The 17,458-nt window shown below is 35.0% G+C and carries 17 protein-coding genes; 13 read left to right on the forward strand and 4 right to left on the reverse strand.

The features are described 5' to 3' along the window. Nucleotides 1-26: 26 nt before the first annotated feature. Entirely contained in the window at nucleotides 27-578 is a 552-nt protein-coding gene (locus V7S79_RS07580; RefSeq protein ID WP_459489970.1) for a DUF6580 family putative transport protein, read from the reverse strand. 98 nt (nucleotides 579-676) lie between these two features. Here V7S79_RS07580 and V7S79_RS07585 point away from each other — a divergent pair, with 98 nt between their 5' ends. Genes V7S79_RS07585 through V7S79_RS07600 form a run of 4 tightly spaced genes read left to right on the forward strand, consistent with a single transcriptional unit; the run spans nucleotide 677 to nucleotide 3,987 of the window. Beyond that, nucleotides 677-1,810 carry a 5-(carboxyamino)imidazole ribonucleotide synthase gene (locus V7S79_RS07585; RefSeq protein ID WP_459490411.1) on the forward strand — a complete coding sequence of 378 codons (1,134 nt, stop codon included), beginning with the start codon at nucleotides 677-679 and terminating at the stop codon, nucleotides 1,808-1,810. A gap of 9 nt (nucleotides 1,811-1,819) precedes the next feature. Next, nucleotides 1,820-2,320, forward strand: coding sequence for a 5-(carboxyamino)imidazole ribonucleotide mutase (purE, locus tag V7S79_RS07590; protein WP_459489971.1), 501 nt, complete (start codon nucleotides 1,820-1,822; stop codon nucleotides 2,318-2,320). Continuing rightward, nucleotides 2,310-2,957: a LysM peptidoglycan-binding domain-containing protein gene (locus tag V7S79_RS07595; RefSeq protein WP_459489972.1), complete on the forward strand. Its 648-nt coding sequence runs from the start codon at nucleotides 2,310-2,312 to the stop codon at nucleotides 2,955-2,957. The genes purE and V7S79_RS07595 overlap by 11 nt, the downstream gene beginning before the upstream one ends. Before the next feature lie 4 nt (nucleotides 2,958-2,961). Further along, entirely contained in the window at nucleotides 2,962-3,987 is a 1,026-nt protein-coding gene (locus tag V7S79_RS07600) for a M15 family metallopeptidase (RefSeq protein ID WP_459489973.1), read from the forward strand. Nucleotides 3,988-3,999: 12 nt separating this feature from the next. Here V7S79_RS07600 and fmt read toward each other — a convergent pair whose 3' ends face one another. Further along, a complete protein-coding gene (gene fmt / locus V7S79_RS07605; RefSeq protein ID WP_459489974.1) occupies nucleotides 4,000-4,917 on the reverse strand; it encodes a methionyl-tRNA formyltransferase in 918 nt (305 codons plus the stop codon). A 228-nt stretch (nucleotides 4,918-5,145) separates the two neighbouring features. Between fmt and greA the strand changes: the two genes are divergently transcribed. After that, nucleotides 5,146-5,619 (forward strand): transcription elongation factor GreA, encoded by a 474-nt coding sequence (greA, locus tag V7S79_RS07610; protein WP_459489975.1) that lies wholly within the window; start codon nucleotides 5,146-5,148, stop codon nucleotides 5,617-5,619. Between the two features lie 63 nt (nucleotides 5,620-5,682). After that, complete coding sequence (locus tag V7S79_RS07615) at nucleotides 5,683-7,731, forward strand: BatA domain-containing protein (protein WP_459489976.1); 2,049 nt, start codon at nucleotides 5,683-5,685, stop codon at nucleotides 7,729-7,731. On the opposite strand, the gene V7S79_RS07620 is transcribed toward V7S79_RS07615, so the two are convergent. Then, entirely contained in the window at nucleotides 7,694-8,371 is a 678-nt protein-coding gene (locus tag V7S79_RS07620) for a YggS family pyridoxal phosphate-dependent enzyme (RefSeq protein WP_459489977.1), read from the reverse strand. The two genes, V7S79_RS07615 and V7S79_RS07620, sit on opposite strands and share 38 nt — an antisense overlap. A 95-nt stretch (nucleotides 8,372-8,466) precedes the next feature. Here V7S79_RS07620 and V7S79_RS07625 point away from each other — a divergent pair, with 95 nt between their 5' ends. From V7S79_RS07625 to V7S79_RS07645, 5 genes are all read left to right on the forward strand, one after another. Next, on the forward strand, nucleotides 8,467-9,450 hold the full coding sequence (locus V7S79_RS07625; RefSeq protein ID WP_459489978.1) for a hypothetical protein: 984 nt from the start codon (nucleotides 8,467-8,469) through the stop codon (nucleotides 9,448-9,450). An 87-nt stretch (nucleotides 9,451-9,537) separates the two neighbouring features. Beyond that, nucleotides 9,538-9,900 carry a 30S ribosomal protein S6 gene (rpsF, locus tag V7S79_RS07630; RefSeq protein WP_459489979.1) on the forward strand — a complete coding sequence of 121 codons (363 nt, stop codon included), beginning with the start codon at nucleotides 9,538-9,540 and terminating at the stop codon, nucleotides 9,898-9,900. Between the two features lies 1 nt (nucleotide 9,901). Further along, nucleotides 9,902-10,153, forward strand: a complete 252-nt coding sequence (gene rpsR / locus V7S79_RS07635; protein WP_459489980.1) for a 30S ribosomal protein S18 — start codon at nucleotides 9,902-9,904, stop codon at nucleotides 10,151-10,153. 38 nt (nucleotides 10,154-10,191) lie between these two features. Next, entirely contained in the window at nucleotides 10,192-10,635 is a 444-nt protein-coding gene (gene rplI / locus V7S79_RS07640; RefSeq protein ID WP_459489981.1) for a 50S ribosomal protein L9, read from the forward strand. A gap of 119 nt (nucleotides 10,636-10,754) precedes the next feature. Beyond that, the gene (locus V7S79_RS07645; protein ID WP_459489982.1) at nucleotides 10,755-13,796 is read left to right on the forward strand and encodes a sialate O-acetylesterase; all 3,042 of its coding nucleotides are present in this window, start codon (nucleotides 10,755-10,757) and stop codon (nucleotides 13,794-13,796) included. A gap of 74 nt (nucleotides 13,797-13,870) precedes the next feature. Here the strand turns inward: V7S79_RS07645 and V7S79_RS07650 are convergent, their stop codons facing one another. Continuing rightward, nucleotides 13,871-15,103: an isocitrate dehydrogenase (NADP(+)) gene (locus tag V7S79_RS07650; RefSeq protein WP_459489983.1), complete on the reverse strand. Its 1,233-nt coding sequence runs from the start codon at nucleotides 15,101-15,103 to the stop codon at nucleotides 13,871-13,873. A 133-nt stretch (nucleotides 15,104-15,236) separates the two neighbouring features. On the opposite strand from V7S79_RS07650, the gene purU reads away from it, so the two are divergent. Together purU and ffh are read left to right on the forward strand one after the other, a co-directional pair. Continuing rightward, nucleotides 15,237-16,070, forward strand: a complete 834-nt coding sequence (purU, locus tag V7S79_RS07655) for a formyltetrahydrofolate deformylase (protein ID WP_459489984.1) — start codon at nucleotides 15,237-15,239, stop codon at nucleotides 16,068-16,070. A gap of 50 nt (nucleotides 16,071-16,120) precedes the next feature. After that, nucleotides 16,121-17,455, forward strand: a complete 1,335-nt coding sequence (gene ffh / locus V7S79_RS07660) for a signal recognition particle protein (protein WP_459489985.1) — start codon at nucleotides 16,121-16,123, stop codon at nucleotides 17,453-17,455. The last annotated feature ends 3 nt before the right edge of the window (nucleotides 17,456-17,458 follow it).

The following is a 17,458-nucleotide window of genomic DNA, read 5'->3' on the forward strand; positions in this document are numbered from 1 at the left end:
GGTAAAGAACCTTTTTCGATCAATAATTAATTCGCTAACACTTTTACTTTTACAGCTTCAAATCCACCAAAAAATAGGATTGAAAAAGCAAACTGACTCAAAAGGCTATTTTTGATAAATGGTATACCAGCCGTGTAGCAAGCAATTAATCCAGCAAAATCCTTGTTGTAAGCCACGTCGCTCGATAACCAAACAGCAAAATTAGATAATAAGAAAAATCCCAAAACAGTCATCAAATTCATACCAATGAATGTTTTCCCGTGGATAGAATTGTTCGAAAATTGACGACCAAATACGGCAATTAGTGCAAAAATGCTTAAATGAACTTTGTCAAATCCCCATGAAAATCCTTCATAATAAGCAGAGTATAAAAGATTATTCAATAATATATTGGAGATCCAAATGGCGATTATCGTAAACAATACTCCTTGTGAGCGTTTTGGAAAATAAAAGCCTGCAAACAAAGCCATAGACGCCATTGGTGAAAAATTAGCCCAATTAGGTCCTGCCAAAATAATAAAGCGACTAGCAATAGCTAAAGCCAAAAAAGCGATGAGAATTCCTGTTTTTTTTGTCATTATTGTTGACATAATTCCTTAAGAATTATAGTTTGTATGTTCAAATAATTTCCAAAGGTAAAACAAAAGCCGTAATTTTACCCATTCTAAAAGAATATATGTATAAAGTTTTGCCCAAAATAGGTTTATTAGGTGGTGGTCAATTAGGCCGAATGTTGCTTCAAGCGGCAATCGATTTAGATTTTCAAATTGCATGTTTGGATCCAGATGCTGAAGCTCCTTGTTCACAATTGGCCGCGAGTTTCACTCAAGGTTCTTTTCAGGACTTTGATACCGTGTATGAATTTGGGAAAGACAAGGATTTAATTAGTATTGAAATTGAGCACGTAAATATCGATGCATTAGAAAAATTGCAGGAGGAAGGTAAATTAATTTATCCTCAACCGCATCTTTTACGCATGATTCAAGATAAAAGAACTCAGAAAGAGTTTTTTAGAATGCATGGGTTTCCAACTGCCGATTTTCGTTTAACGGATAATCAAGCTGATTTGAACCAACATGAAGATTTTTTGCCTGCATTCCATAAATTAGGTAAAGGGGGGTATGATGGGAAAGGTGTTCAATTAATCGCAGATAAATCCGATGTTTCTAAAGGGTTTGATGCACCTGGTCTTTTGGAAAAGGCCATTGATTTTGACAAAGAATTAGCAGTAATTGTTGCAAGAAATCCACAAGGGGAAGTAAAGGCATTTCCAGCAGTAGAAATGGTGTTTCATCCTGTGCAAAATTTGGTAGAATTTTTGATTTCTCCTGCTTCTATTTCAAAGGAGATAGAAGAAAAAGCAGAAAAAATTGCGAGAGATGTTATTGAAAAAATGGAATTGGTTGGAGTGCTGGCAGTAGAAATGTTTTTAACCATAGATGGAGAAGTGCTCATCAATGAAGTGGCACCTAGACCGCATAATTCTGGTCATCAATCGATACGAGCAAATTCATGTTCTCAATATGAGCAACATTTACGCGCGATTGCTGGTTTACCTTTGGGAGAAACGAGGGCCTTAGCATTTTCAGGAATGTTAAATTTATTAGGTGCAGAAGGTTTTGAAGGTCAAGCTAAATATGAAGGTTTATCTGATATTTTACAAATTCCTGGCGTTTATCCATTTTTATATGGAAAGAAAGTAACGAAACCATTTAGAAAAATGGGGCATATTACTATCTTGGGTGATTCAAGAGAAGATATTGAACAAAAAGCAAATCAAGTAAAAAATCTAATTCGAGTAATTAGCTAAAAGACGAATATGGTTGGAATTATCATGGGAAGCAGCTCTGATCTGCCTGTAATGCAAGATGCAATTCAAGTTTGTAAGGACTTTGGAGTTGAATTTGAAGTGGATATCGTTTCTGCACATAGAACTCCAGAAAAAATGTTAAAATATGCCCAAGAAGCTAAATCAAGGGGAGTAAAAGTAATCATTGCTGGTGCAGGAGGGGCTGCTCATTTACCAGGTATGGTTGCTTCAGCTACTATTCTACCTGTTATTGGCGTTCCCGTGAAATCATCCAATTCGATAGATGGATGGGATTCTATTCTTTCAATTTTACAAATGCCGAATGGGGTTCCTGTAGCTACAGTGGCATTAAATGCGTCTAAAAATGCGGGACTTTTAGCTGTTCAAATGATCGCGATTTCTGATGCAAATCTAGCTGGCAAGTTGGAAGCCTATAAGTTAGATTTGATCGATAAAGTGAATGAAATGAGTCAAAAAACAAAATCTGCTGTTTCTAATAATGAAAAATAATTCACCCATTTTTAAAGAGTCTTCAACTAACCGTTTGCCTTTTATTACGCTAGTCGTTTTAGGGGTAGTCATCGCGCTTTTGATGTATATTGGTTATGATAGTTTTTTTGGAACTGATAAAAATGAGTTAACCAAAGCGGACAAACTTAAAAACGAAGAATTAATTAGTGATGAATTACCCGATGTGGCTTTGTCCTCTATGGAGGTACAAAAAGATACAACGCTAGCAGAGGAAAATTCTACAGATTCCAGTTCCAACACAACAAACGATTTGGAAGAGCAAAAAAAGGAAGCAGAGGCGGAAAAAGTTCCCGAGGAAAAAATTAAATTACCTGAAGGGAAAAATCACGGTTATGTTGTCGAAAAGGGTGAAACCTTTTTGGGTATTGCTAACCGTTTCGGTTTAAAATTTGATCAACTAAAAGCCTTGAATCCCGGGGTAGATCCTGCTGGTTTAAAAGTCGGGGTAACAAAATTAAATGTGAAAGTGAAGGCAATTCATACGGTAGGTCCGGGTGATGTTTTACGCGTTGTGGCAGAAAAATACCATGTTTCCAAAGAGTCGATCATGAAAGTCAATCATAAAGATCAAGATATCACTTTACGAGGAGAGCAATTAATTATACCACTGAATTAATAATTTGAAAAGGCTTGTTTTAGGTATTTTTTTCTTGCTTTTTTTGGCTTTCGGTCTCAGTAGTTTCAAATGGGCTCAGGAAAACAGTGAAAATCCGATTCGAATTTGTCGATTGACAAAAATAGATTCCCTTTCTTTTGAAGATTTACTTTGGTTTTATCAACAACAAGACACGCTTTCAGAATTTGCAAATGATCAAAATCTAACACTAGGAATTAGGTTAAAAGATTCAACGCAATCTTTTAAAACTTTTGGGCAATCACACCCTCCTTTAGATTCATTAAATCAATTTGATTTATATGCTTTGCGTTTAATTCACCAACATTCTGAAATAGCTTCATTTTGGAATAAAACTTTAAAAGCTGAAATTGATAGTTTTTCGGTCAAAAAAGATTCATTGACTAAGATTTTTCCACCTAAACCATATCGCTTGCGGTATGTCTCAGAAAATAGAAGTTTGGCCAAACAAATTGAATTGCATAAAAAAGGGAAATCGAAAATCATGCTTTCCTTGCATAATTTTGGTTTAGCCGCAGATGTTGGTTTGTATCGTCATAAGAAATACATAAGGCGTGGAAATATATATCAACAATTAGGTTCTTATTCAAAAGAATTGGGATTGTTTTGGGGAGGAGATTTTGTGGGTTTCCCAGATCCTGGACATATTCAATCCTTTCCCAATAGTGCTAGTTTGATCCATAAATATCCTATTTTAGGTTTCGAGTTTGAGAAATACAAAGCAACTTACGAAAATACCTATTTGAACCAAGATCAAAAAGGGATGGCATACTTGGTCGAGGATACAAAATCATTATTGAATGACTTGAATTCATTGCGAGAAAATAGAGCTTGTTTGTGTTCAAAGGCTGTGATGCCAGCTCCGGGTGAAGAAGTTAATCGACTAATTACGAAATTCATTTCAACTCCACAAGCGGTAGTTTATGTGGATCTTTTGGAACAATGGGCTTATGTTCAAAAGGGCCAGACGGGCTATTTTTACCAATTAGGCACATGGAAACTAAATAATTAAGGAGAAAGAACCTTAAAAGGAAAATGAGTATCCCCTTAAGAAATCTTCTATTTTCAATCGTTTTTTGCCTTCCATTTGCCATTCTAGGATTTCAATGAATCCATCCTGACAACCCACTCGTAAAAAACTTTTTTGGTCAGTGTCCCATATTCCAATCCCCAAACTTGGAATAATTTGAGGATGATAGGCTACTTGGTAAACTTTGCAATTTTTTCCTTGAAAAACGGTGTGTGCAGAAGGGAATGGGTTCATGCCTCTGACCAAATTATAAATTTCTTTTCCTGTTTTTGACCAATGGATTTCTCCGGTAGCTCGATGTAATTTAGGGGCAATTTTTAAATCAGAAGATTCAATTTGAGGGCTTGGATTTGTTGTGCCATTTTCAATGGCGAGAACCGTTTTAACCACTAATTTTGCACCTTTAAGCATCAATCGCTCATATAATTCACCTGTGGTATCAGTATCAGAAATGGCTTCTTTTTCTTGAAATAACAAGTCTCCCGTGTCAATTTCATGTTGTAAAAAGAAAGTAGTAACACCTGTTTCAACTTCTCCATTAATAACTGCCCAATGGATGGGAGCAGCGCCTCTGTAATTGGGCAATAAAGAGGCATGTAAATTAAAGCTTCCCATTTTTGGCATATTCCAAACTTGTTCTGGCAACATTCTGAAAGCTACAATGATTTGTAAATCTGCCTGGTAGGATTTAAGTTCATCCAAGAATGCAGGATTTTTCAATTTTTCTGGTTGAAGAATCGGTAAACCTTGACTCTCAGCATATATTTTAACCGGAGACGACTGAATTTGTTGACCTCTGCCCGCAGGTTTGTCAGGTGCCGTTACAACAGCAACTACATTCATGTTCGCTTCAACCAAGGCTTGTAAACTTGCTACGGCAAATTCCGGTGTTCCGAAAAATATAATTCGCATATCTCTAATTTCTAAGATTTATCCTTTCTGGTAAAATGTTTTTATTTGGTAATATATTTGGATTTTGATTACCTTTGCACTTGTAAAAAACAAAATGGTGCTAAAAACAAGATATTTACAATAGTCTGGATCCGAAACAAAACTACAAATAAAATAAGTAGAACGGTCGGAAGCCGTTCTATTTTGTTTTTTATAACCCTATAAATTCATTGAAAAAACGATAAAAACATGGCAAATTTTCAATATTACACAGCAGAAGCGTTGGATAAATTAAAGGCTGAACTTCATCACTTGAAAATTCAGGGTCGTTCTGATATGGCAAAGCAAATTGCGGAGGCACGTGATAAGGGTGATTTAAGTGAGAATGCTGAATATGATGCAGCAAAAGATGCTCAAGGACTTTTGGAATTGAAAATTTCTAAAATGGAGCAAATTGTTGCCAATGCTAGAGTTTTAGATGAATCTACTATTGATACTTCCAAAGTGTCCATCTATTCCATCGTTCAAATTAAAAATACCAAATCTGGGGCAACAGTTACATATACGATTGTTTCGGAAGAAGAAGCTGATTTACGAGCTGGTAAAATTTCTTCCTCTTCTCCTTTTGGAAAAGGATTGCTAGGTAAAAAAGTAGGAGATTTAGCTGAAATTCAAGCACCTGCTGGAAAATTAGAATTTGAAATCGTGTCTATCACACGCTAATTATTCAACAATATTTGTTCAAAATCCCGATCGAAAGATTGGGATTTTGTATTTTTAGCCATCATGAATTCATTTTTCGGAAATCCTGGAATTTTATGGGCACTTTTGGGTGTAGCAGTACCCATTTGGTTACATTTTTATCAGAAAAAAAATAAGCAAAGTGCATATTTTTCTGATTTAAGGTGGCTTGCTTTAAATACCGATTTGTCAAAGGGAAGTAAGGATTGGAAAAATATCTTATTATTGATTTTGCGAATATTAGCATTGATTTGTTTGATTTTGGCTTTTGCTAAACCCCAATGGACTTTTTTGCCAAAAACAATTAAAAAAGAAGGCAGTTACATGTTCTATTTAGATAATCATCCGAGTTTGATTTTAGGTAATCGAAAGGGATTTTTGGCGACTAAAAATCAAATAGAACCTTCCCCTTCCAAAAATATTCGTTTTTTTTTCAATGAGTTTCAAGCGCGCGATTTTGAATGGAGCTCTTCCAATGAAATAAAATCAAATTGGTATAAAATTGAACCAAGTATTCAAAATCCTTTAGCTAAATCGGTCATTAACCAGTTTGAAAATTTATCAGATGGTGAAAATCAAGACCCCACTTATGTATGGATTTCTGATTTTCCTAAAAACAAAGAAATACCTGCATTCAAAAAGAATCAACAGGTTAAACTATTGCCCATTTCAAAGGCCTTAGGGGAAAATATTATTGTGGATAGTCTTTGGGTGGAAGATGGATTTATTCAATTAAAGGAAAAATTCAAGGTAAAATTGCGACTGAAAAATAGTACGATGACTCGTTCTTCCAAACGGCGCACAATTGGGTTTTACTTGAATGATTTTTTGTTGAGTAATCAAGTAATTAGCTTTAATCCAAGTGGTTTTTGTGACTTGGATTTTGAACTTTCTCTTCCGAGTAATGGTGATTTTCCAGCACATTTTATCCTGGATGATGAAGTGATTTTTGATAATAAATACCATTTTGTCCTCAGCACCTCCAAGGCGCAAAAAGTGTATTTTGTGCAAAATGGTCAATTTGATTTACCCCTTAGAAGGGTTTTTGAACCCGACTCGCTTTTCGATTTTGATCCAATCACGAAAGAGAAGTGGATTTCACAAGGCAATACTTCCCATGGATTTACCATTATTCATGGTGTAGAAAATTTCACTGACACAGAATGGCAAATGCTCCTACAACGCCTATCCAATGGGCAGTCGATGATCTTAATTCCTAGCGCGGGACAAAATAATCAAGCTATTCGATTTTTGAATCTCTTTTGGGGGCAAAAAAAGATTTCACTTAATTCTGAGGAAGGCTTATCTGTCATTCATCCAAGTTTTAATCAAGCATTTTTTAGAAAAATTATTCCATTGAATTCCATGGCTGAGAATTTAAAAACATGGGATTCTCGAATTTCTTTGATTTTACCTAAATCGAAAAGTTCAATTTTATCTACTACAAAGGGGAATTCTTATTTGGAGAATATTCCAATAGGGAAGGGACATCTATTTCTTTTCGCTGCAGATGTTTTGGAGGCAGGGATTGCTTTTCAAAAACACAGTTTATTTTTGCCTATTTTTCAAGAAATAGTTTTACAGAATTGTTATTCAGAGCCGCTTAATTTGATCTATCAAAAAAAAGTGTTTTCCATTTTTCCAAAGAAAGATTTTCAGTTTGTTAATAAGGAAAAACAATTGTTGAAATTTAAAAATTCGACCATGGAATTTGTTCCTGAGCAGGAATGGATGGGTGATCATTGGAATTGCCGATTACCTTCTTCAGTGGAAACAGGTGTAGCATTGAATGGGTTTTATGCTGTTTTTGCTGGAAATGAAAAATTGGGAATTTGGGCAATCAATTATCCAAAGTCTGAAAGCGAAACTGTTACCTATTCGCATGAGGACTTGAAAAGTCATTATGCAAAGTACCCGAATGTCGAGGTATTGGATCCGACAGATACTTTCAAAATCGCATCTGGCGACTTTCAAATTGAGAATGCCTCGAAGTATTATTTGTGGTTATCTCTGATTTTGTTTTTGCTTGAAATGGCTGTTTTGGGATTTTATAAAATCAATGCCTTGCCCCGTAAATTGCCGAACCAACCCTAACCAAAGTGGAGCCTAATTCTGCTGCCAAAAGGTAGTCGGAAGACATACCCATAGAAAGCTCTTTCCATTCTACTAGGCCCGTTTCTAGTCCTATTTGGTCTGATTTTAGTTGCTCAAAAAAGAGGTATAAAGAGTTGAATTCTTTTCTAATTTGCTCTTCATTTTCGGTGAAACTAGCCATACCCATAAGTCCAACAATGCGGATGTTTTTCAGTTCTTTGAATGCATCCAACTGTACCATGCTTAATACTTCTTCTAGGTCTAGGCCAAATTTAGTTTCTTCTTGAGCGATATACATTTGTAATAAGCAATCAATTATCCGATTGTTTTTGACGGCTTGGGTATTTATTTCTTTTAAAAGTTTGAAAGAATCGACAGAATGAATTAAAAAGACAAATGGGGCGATGTATTTTACTTTATTGGTTTGTAAATGGCCAATTTGATGCCATCTGATATCTTTAGGCAGTTGCTCATATTTTTCAATCATTTCCTGAACACGGTTTTCTCCGAAGTCGACAATACCTGCTTGATAGGTTTCTTGCAGCTCTTCAATGCTTCTAGTTTTAGTTACAGCAATTAATTTGGCGGAACTATTTTTTAATTGATTGAGAATGACTGATAAATTATCTGAAATGGACATTTTGAGTTCTTGAAAAAGATTAATTTGAATTCAAAATTAATTTATTATTTTTGAAACGATTAAATTAATCGAGCAATTATTTATTTGCATATATGATGGAAAACGATTCAAACCATATTGAACCCAAAAAGCCCAACAGTGTGGTGCTTTTATTATCAATTTTGGTCGTATTATTTGCAGGAATGTGGGCAAATGAGAAATGGGACTTGAATATTCCATTTCTACCTAAATCAAAAGAAGAGTTTGTTAATAATGCCAACAACCAATTGGATTCCATCGCTAATCAATTGAATTTGAAATTGGTTGAAATAAAAAAGTTGGGAGGAAGGGTCAATGAGTTGGAGCTTGCTAAACAACAAATTTTAGGAGATCAAAAAGAATTGGCGACTAATCCAAAGATGGATGAAGAAGATTTTAAAAAGAAACTCTCTTATTATTTGAGATTGTTGGGGCAAAAAGATCTTGAAATCAAGCGTTTGAAAAAAGAAAATGTGGCATTGATTGCAAGAAATGATTCTTTGAGCCGAGAGGCTAAAATCTTACAGGATGGCCTAAGTAATGTGCAAAAAGCTTTGAAAGATTCCAGTTTGACATTTGGAGTAAAGCAAAGAGAGTTAAGTGAGCGATCTAGGATTTTAGAAGTTAAAAACCAAGAATTAGCTGAAATGGTGAATGTAGCTGCTGCATTAAGAGCTGAAGGCGTGAATGTCTATGCTATTTCATCGAGAGGGAAAGAGGTTGGTGTGAATAATCAGAAAGCTAGAAAGATTGAGAAAATTCGTGTCATGTTCCATTTGCAGGAAAATAGTTTAGCAACAAAAGAGATTAAAACAGTCTATTTGCGAATCATAGAACCAACAGGAAATACCTTATCTGATTATTCATTAGGGTCAGGAATGTTTACTTTCAAAGGGAAAGAATTGGCTTATACGGCCAAGCAAAGAATTTTTTACGAAAACAATCATCAATCTGTAGAGTTTATTTATGCTAGACCAGGTGCCTATCGCGAAGGGAAGCATGAAATAGAACTTTATTCGGAAGGATTCTTAATCGGACTAGGCTCTTTTGAGGTTCGATAATTATAATTTTTTGGATGTTTTGATTTTAAAGTATTTTTTTCTACTTTTGCAGTCCAAATTTTTATTTTTTTACAAACAACAATTTTTATGGAATTAAAAAACTATGAGACGGTGTTCATTTTAACTCCCGTTTTGTCTGAGCAACAGACGAAGGACGCCGTTGAAAAATTCAAAAAGCTGTTGGTAGATAACGGTGCACAAATTGTGAACGAAGAGGCTTGGGGCTTACGTAAGTTAGCTTATCCAATTCAAAACAAGCACACTGGATATTACCAAATATTTGAATTTTTAGCGGAGCCTACTTTGATTGCGAAGTTAGAATTAGAATACAAGCGTGATGAGCGCGTGATTCGTTTCTTATCAACATCATTGGATAAGCATGCAGTTGCTTATAATGAAAAGAAGAAAAAAGGTTTAGTAGGTAGAAAACCAGAAAAAACAGAAGCATAATATGACACTTGTAAACGAACCTGTAGATAAAAATAGTAATCGTAAAAAGTATTGCCGATTTAAGAAATCTGGTATCAAATACATCGATTACAAGAATCCAGACTACTTATTAAAATTAGTAAACGAGCAAGGTAAAATTTTACCACGTCGTATTACTGGTACTTCTTTGAAGTTTCAACGTAAAGTAGCACAAGCAATCAAGAGAGCTCGTCATTTGGCTTTAATGCCTTATGTAGCTGATGGCTTAAAATAGATCTGGTTAATCCAATAAACATTTGATTATAACGTAAAATGGAAATAATATTAAAAACGGATATTGCTGGATTAGGATATAAGAATGACGTTGTGGCAGTAAAGCCAGGATATGGTCGTAATTATTTAATCCCTCAAGGATTTGCAGTAATGGCAACTCCATCCAATCGTAAAGTATTAGCTGAAAATGTAAAGCAAGCTGCTCACAAGGTAGAGAAAATTCGTCAGGATGCTTTAGATTTAGCTGCTTCAATTGGCGAATTAGCATTAACTATTCCTGCTAAGACAGGAGATAGTGGTAAAATCTTCGGTCGTGTAACTAGCTTACAAATTTCAGATTTATTGAAAGAAAAAGGATTCGATGTAGATCGTAAGAAAATTTCTATTGATTCTGAAGTGAAAATGGTAGGTGATTACTCTGCTACTTTAGATTTGCACAAAGAGGTAAAGCATAAAATTTCTTTTTCAGTTGTTGCTGAATAATTGATTTTAAAAATTCTTGAAAGGTCATTTCGTTTACGAAATGACCTTTCTTTGTTTTAAGGGGAAATTTTAAAAATTATTGGTATTTTTACATTCATTTAGAAAAATTCAATCGATTAATGCGTCTAAGATTTATTATTTTCTTGTTACTTCTGCCTCTGTTCGCTTCGGCACAACTATCAATTAATTATCCATATCAAAGACAAGTCTTTCAAAGAAATAATGATAATCAAGCTGAATTTTCTGTATTAGGAAATTGCCCATCGAATGCCACATTAATTCGATATCAACTCGTGCCAGTACAAGCGAATCAAGGTACCGCGATTCCATGGACTGATTTAGACAAGAATCCATTGGGCGGTTTTTACCAAGGCAAAATTACAGCCAAAGGAGGGTGGTATTCCCTGAAGATAAAATTAATATCCAATGGAATTGAAATGGATTCTGTTACCTTGTCTAGAGTAGGAGTCGGTGAAAACTTTATCATTGCCGGGCAATCTAATGCTCAAGGTGTCGAAAAGTATCCTGGTGATGTTGGTGCATTAGATGATCGAGTGAATTCTGCTAGTTTTAGTAATCGGATAAGTTCAGTCAGTGGAGCAAGTGATGATTTTCTTCCTATTCCAAATGGGAGTTTTGATTTTCCTGAAAATGTATACAAGCAACTTAGTAAGGATGCAATCATTGGACCAACAGGTGGAACTAATTATTATTGGGCAAATTTAGGAGACTCTCTTGCGAAAAAATACAATGTTCCTATTTGCTTTTTTAATGCAGCTTGGGGAGGAACCTCTATTAGAAACTGGGCTGAGTCTTCTAGAGGACTGTTAACGGAAAATCCTTGGGTAGCAGGTTTGTATTATCAAGACGGTTATCCATACATGAATTTGAAAAAAGCAGCAGAAATTTATGGAAAAAAGAATGGCATTCGCGCTGTTTTGTGGCACAATGGTGAAACAGATTCCTATCAACGAATGTTGCCTAGTGTTTATAAAAGCTACTTGAAAGAATTAATTTCTACTTTTAGAAAAGATATTGGTGAAGATATTCCTTGGGTAATTGCTCAAGCCTCTTTTTATGCAATCAGGAATGATAATGGTACTTGTGTCGTAGATTATAATAGCCAAATTGCCGATGCTCAATTACAATTTTTAACGGATTCTAACTTATCACAGTTATTTCAAGGACCATATACGGATGATATTGAAATTCCCCGTAAAGGTGATTTAGACTCCTATTGCGTGCATTTTACTAAAGATTATTTTAATCAGGTAGCCAATACTTGGTTAAATAAAATCAACCCTGATTTTCTAGCAGCTTCCCAACCCACTTCTGCGAATTTATTGCCAATTTTATCCAAAGATTGTGGAACGAATAATTCCAATCATTTTGTGATTAATTCTAGCAAAGCAAAGGTAGAATTATATAATTCTTCGAATCAATATGTTGGTTCGAGCTTAGAATATTCAAATTTAGTACCTGACTTTTATTCGCTTGTTTTGGTTGATAGTATTGGATTGAGATTTAAAGTGCCTAGTTTTCGTGTAAATAATTTTACGTTGACTCCCGCTTTGGTTTTAAACGTAACGAAGGATTCCACTTATTGTGATGGAACCATAAATGAGTTATTTGTTAAAAGTGAGTATAAATCTTATCAATGGATTTCGGGCGATACAACACAATCGATTAAGTTAGCTGGTTCGGGCTCTTTTCAAGTGCATGTTGTAGATAAGAATAATTGTTTTGTAACATCAAATACCATCAAGCTGACCAAATTGCCTAAGCCCAATAAACCGTTGGTAATTGCTAATTCCAGTACTACATTTTGTGACGGCCTTAAAGCCGATTTGATGGCTACAAATGGGCTCGGCAAATATGAATGGAATACAGGTGAAAAAACTCAACTTGTCAGTATAAGGAAATCGATGTATGCCAAAGTGGTAACCATAGATGCGAATAATTGTAAATCCGATTATTCCGATTCCTTGAAAATTACAGCATTAGCTCTGCCAACACCACCTGTCGTTTCTGCTGCAAGTGATACCCTATTCTGCGAAGGTAAATCAGTTGAATTACTTGCAAGCATGGGAGCTGATAAATTGATTTGGTCAACGGGAGAAAATTTAACATCCATCAAAGTTGCTAAATCAGGCATTTACCATGTTGCTACTATTGATTCCAATAAATGTCAATCAAAACCTTCCAATAATATTTATGTAACCGTTTGGCCTAATCCCTTTAGCCCGAATGTTATAGCAAAGGGTGATACGGTCTTTTGCGATGGTGGATTGGTGAAATTACAAGCCATTAATGGTGCAGGCCGATTTGAATGGAATTCGGGTCAAACTGTCGATTCTTTGCTAGTTTCAAAAACTGGAATGTTTCAAGTTAAAACTATTGATTTTCATCAATGTGTTTCTCCTTTTTCAAATCCTTTGTACGTTAAAGTTAATCCTAATCCTGTTAAACCCATCATTAATGCGATTGGTGATACTTTGATTTGTTCCGGAAAAACCGTTGAATTAGTCGCTACAAATGGCGCTTCAAAATTTGTATGGAAAACAGGTGAAACGAATAAGTCAATAATTGTAGATAAAGCAGGGGTTTTTCAAGTGTATACCATCGATGATAATAATTGTAAATCTGATTTTTCATCCCCTGTTAAAACTAAATTGTATTCAACACCAGAACCTACAACAATCACGATGACTTCTCCATATTATTTATATGGAGGGCTAAAATTGATTGACACTGATTATTATTGGACGTTTAATAAAAATATTTTAACTGAAAATGGAGCTTATTTGCGGGTATTTGATTCAGGAAATTATGGTGTTGCTGTCGCTAAAAAATACGTGAATGGTCCAACTTGTATTTCAGCTTTTGCCGATTATACCTATAAAGTACCTGAAGATGGTGGCTTGACAATTTATCCAAATCCTGCGAAAGCAAATGATTTGGTCAATGTACAATCCATTTCAAATCTTAAAAATGCTACTTATGCTTTATACAGCTTTGATGGAAGACAGATGTTAAACGGTAAAATAAATGAAGACGGTGTTTATGGATTTAATGTGAGTGAACTAGGAGAAGGAAAATACTTTTTAATCCTAAATGCATCTAATCACGTTTACGAAAAAGCCTTGATTATTTCCAAATAGAAATTTTAAGTTCAGTCAATAAAAAAGCTCAAGAATAAAATTCTTGAGCTTTTTTAATTGAAAATCAACAAATATTACTTTGCCAACGCTGCTTGTAAATTTTGATCTAATGCAGCTAAGAATTCTTCTGTATATAAATAATGTTCTCCATGGTTTACTTTGTTTCCATGAATACAAACAGCTAAATCTTTCGTCATTTTACCTGATTCTACCGTTTCAACACAAACTTTTTCTAAGGTTTGGCAGAAATGAATCAAAGCATTGTTGTTATCTAATTTACCACGGAATTCTAAACCTCTTGTCCAAGCAAAGATTGATGCGATTGGATTTGTTGAAGTTGGTTTTCCAGCTTGGTGATCACGATAGTGACGAGTAACGGTACCATGTGCAGCTTCTGCTTCCATCACTTTACCATCTGGAGTAATTAATACCGAAGTCATTAATCCCAATGAACCGAAACCTTGAGCAACTGTATCTGATTGAACGTCTCCGTCATAATTTTTACAAGCCCAAACAAAATTACCATTCCACTTCAAAGCAGATGCAACCATGTCATCAATTAAACGGTGCTCATAAACGATTCCTGCAGCATCAAATTTCGCTTTGTAATCACTTTGGTAGATTTCTTCAAAGATATCTTTAAAACGACCATCGTATTTTTTCAAAATGGTGTTTTTAGTTGATAAATATAAAGGCCATCCTTTGCTCAAAGCCATATTGAAACAAGAGTGAGCAAATCCTTTGATCGACTCATCTGTGTTGTACATTGTTAAAGCAACACCATCTCCTTTGAAATTATATACTTCAAAAGATTGTGCTTCACCACCATCTTCTGGAGTGAAAGTTACCGTTAATTTACCTTTTCCTTTCGTAACAAAATCAGTTGCACGGTATTGGTCTCCAAAAGCGTGACGACCAATCATGATAGGAGCAGTCCAGTTTGGTACTAATCTTGGTACATTTGAACAAACGATTGGCTCTCTGAAAACAGTTCCATCCAAAATGTTACGGATCGTTCCATTGGGCGATTTCCACATTTGCTTCAAATCAAACTCAGTTACACGAGCTTCATCAGGAGTAATTGTTGCACATTTGATACCTACACCATATTTTTTGATAGCCTCTGCAGCTTCAATAGTAACTTGATCATTGGTCTCATCACGATATTCTACACCTAAATCATAATATTTGATGTCTAAATCTAAATAAGGTAATATTAATTTGTCCTTGATGAACTTCCAAATAATACGGGTCATTTCATCGCCATCAAGTTCCACTACCGGATTGGCTACTTTAATTTTTTCCATTTTACGTTTCAGTAATTTAAATGTTTGGTGAATATCTTTTCTATGAGATTCAATAATCCTGCAAAGGTATATACTAAATCTTTTTTACTCCATTATTTTGGGGTAAATTTGTAAAATTTATCAATATTTTTTAATGGAGACTGTAATTAAGATTGCTTGTAGTGACGAAAAGGGTTTGGTACATAAAATAACAGGCGTACTTTTTGATAAATTATTGAATGTTACCCGCACAAACGAATTTGTTGATGAACCTAGCAATCGTTTTTTTATGCGTATTTCTTTTACTGGGCATTGTGATATTGGGGAATTAAGGAATCAAATGATTGATTTATTGCCAGCTCAGTCTATCGTCGAAATTATTCCTCCCTTTTTAAAAAGGGTCGTAGTTTTGGTTACAAAGGAACATCATTGTTTAGGAGATCTTTTAATCAAAAATCAATTCAAAGATTTGCCATTTTCGATTGAGGCAGTCATTGGTAATTACGATACGCTTGAACCCATTTGTAAACAATTTGGTATCCCATTCCATTTCATTTCTGCGGATGGTATGGAGAGAGAAGCGCATGAAGAATTAATTGGAAGTAAAATCGAAGAATATCAACCTGATTTAATTATACTGGCAAAATATATGCGAATTTTATCTTCTCAATTTGCATCTCAATATCTGGGAAAGATGATCAATATTCATCATTCCTTTTTGCCAGCATTTATAGGTGCCAATCCCTACCAACAAGCATTTAATCGGGGTGTAAAAATCATCGGAGCAACAGCTCATTTTGTAACAGATGATTTGGACGAGGGTCCAATAATTTGCCAAGATGTTGTTTCAGTGAACCATACACAATCGGCAAAAGATATGTCTAAAGCGGGAAAAGAAGTAGAAAAAATCGTTTTAGCCAAAGCGATTAAAATGGTTTTAGAAGATCGTGTATTTATTCATCAGAATAAGACCATTTTATTTGAATAAAATTCCCTTAAAAAACGTAAATTGCATTCCTTTTTCAATTAATTAAGAATATGTTTGAGAGTTTAAGTTCCAAATTGACCACCGCGATGCGTACCCTAAAGGGGAACGGTCGTATTACTGATGTAAACGTAGCAGCTACTGTTAAGGAAATTCGTCGTGCTTTGATGGACGCCGATGTAAACTATAAAGTGGCAAAAGAGATTACGGATCGCATTAAAGAGCAAGCCTTAGGTCAAAAAATTCTTATTTCTGTAGAACCTGGTCAATTACTCGTAAAAATCGTTCATGAAGAATTGACGAATTTGATGGGTGGTCAAAAACAAGAAATTAATTTAAAAGGAGATCCTTCTGTTGTTTTAATAGCAGGTTTACAAGGATCAGGAAAGACTACGTTTTCTGGAAAATTAGCTCAATATATCAAAAAGTCAGGTCGCCAAGTTTTATTGGTTGCATGTGATATTTATCGTCCTGCCGCTATCGACCAGTTGAAGGTTTTGGGAGAGCAAGTAGGAGTAGAGGTTTACGCAGAGCCCGAAAATAAAAATGCTGTTTCAATTGCAGAAAATGCACTTTCTTATGCTCGCAAGATGGGTAAGAAGGTGGTAATTGTGGATACTGCAGGACGTTTGGCAGTAGATGAAGCGATGATGAATGAAATCGCAGCAGTGAAACAAGCCATAAAGCCGACTGAAATTTTGTTCGTTGTGGATTCCATGACAGGTCAAGATGCCGTAAATACAGCTAAAACCTTCAATGACCGATTGGATTTTGATGGCGTTGTTTTAACGAAATTAGATGGTGATTCTCGTGGTGGTGCAGCTTTGTCCATCCGCCAAGTAGTAGAAAAACCAATTAAATTTATTTCTACCGGTGAGAAAATGGAGGCTTTGGATCAGTTTTATCCTGATCGTATGGCAAACCGTATCTTAGGTATGGGCGACGTTCTTTCATTGGTTGAAAGAGCTCAACAAGCTTTTGATGAAGACGAAGCAGCACGTTTAAATAAGAAAATACGTCAAAATAATTTCTCATTTGAAGATTTTTATGCTCAATTACAGCAGATCAAGAAAATGGGTAATATCAAAGATTTGATGGGAATGGTTCCTGGCATGGGACAAGCCATCAAAGATGTAGATGTTTCCAATGATTCTTTCAAACCTATTGAAGCAATCATTCAATCTATGACGATTAAGGAACGTCAGAATCCGGATATTTTAAATCCATCTCGAAAAAATAGAATCGTCAAAGGTTCTGGAACATCTATTCAGCAAGTCAATAATCTTCTGAAACAATTTGAAGATATGCGTAAAATGATGAAGATGATGAACAAAGTTCAAGATGGCAAAATGAAAATGCCAAACGTGGGAAACATGTTTAAGAGATAATAA

It is taken from the genome of Aquirufa sp. ROCK-SH2 (assembly GCF_054558315.1).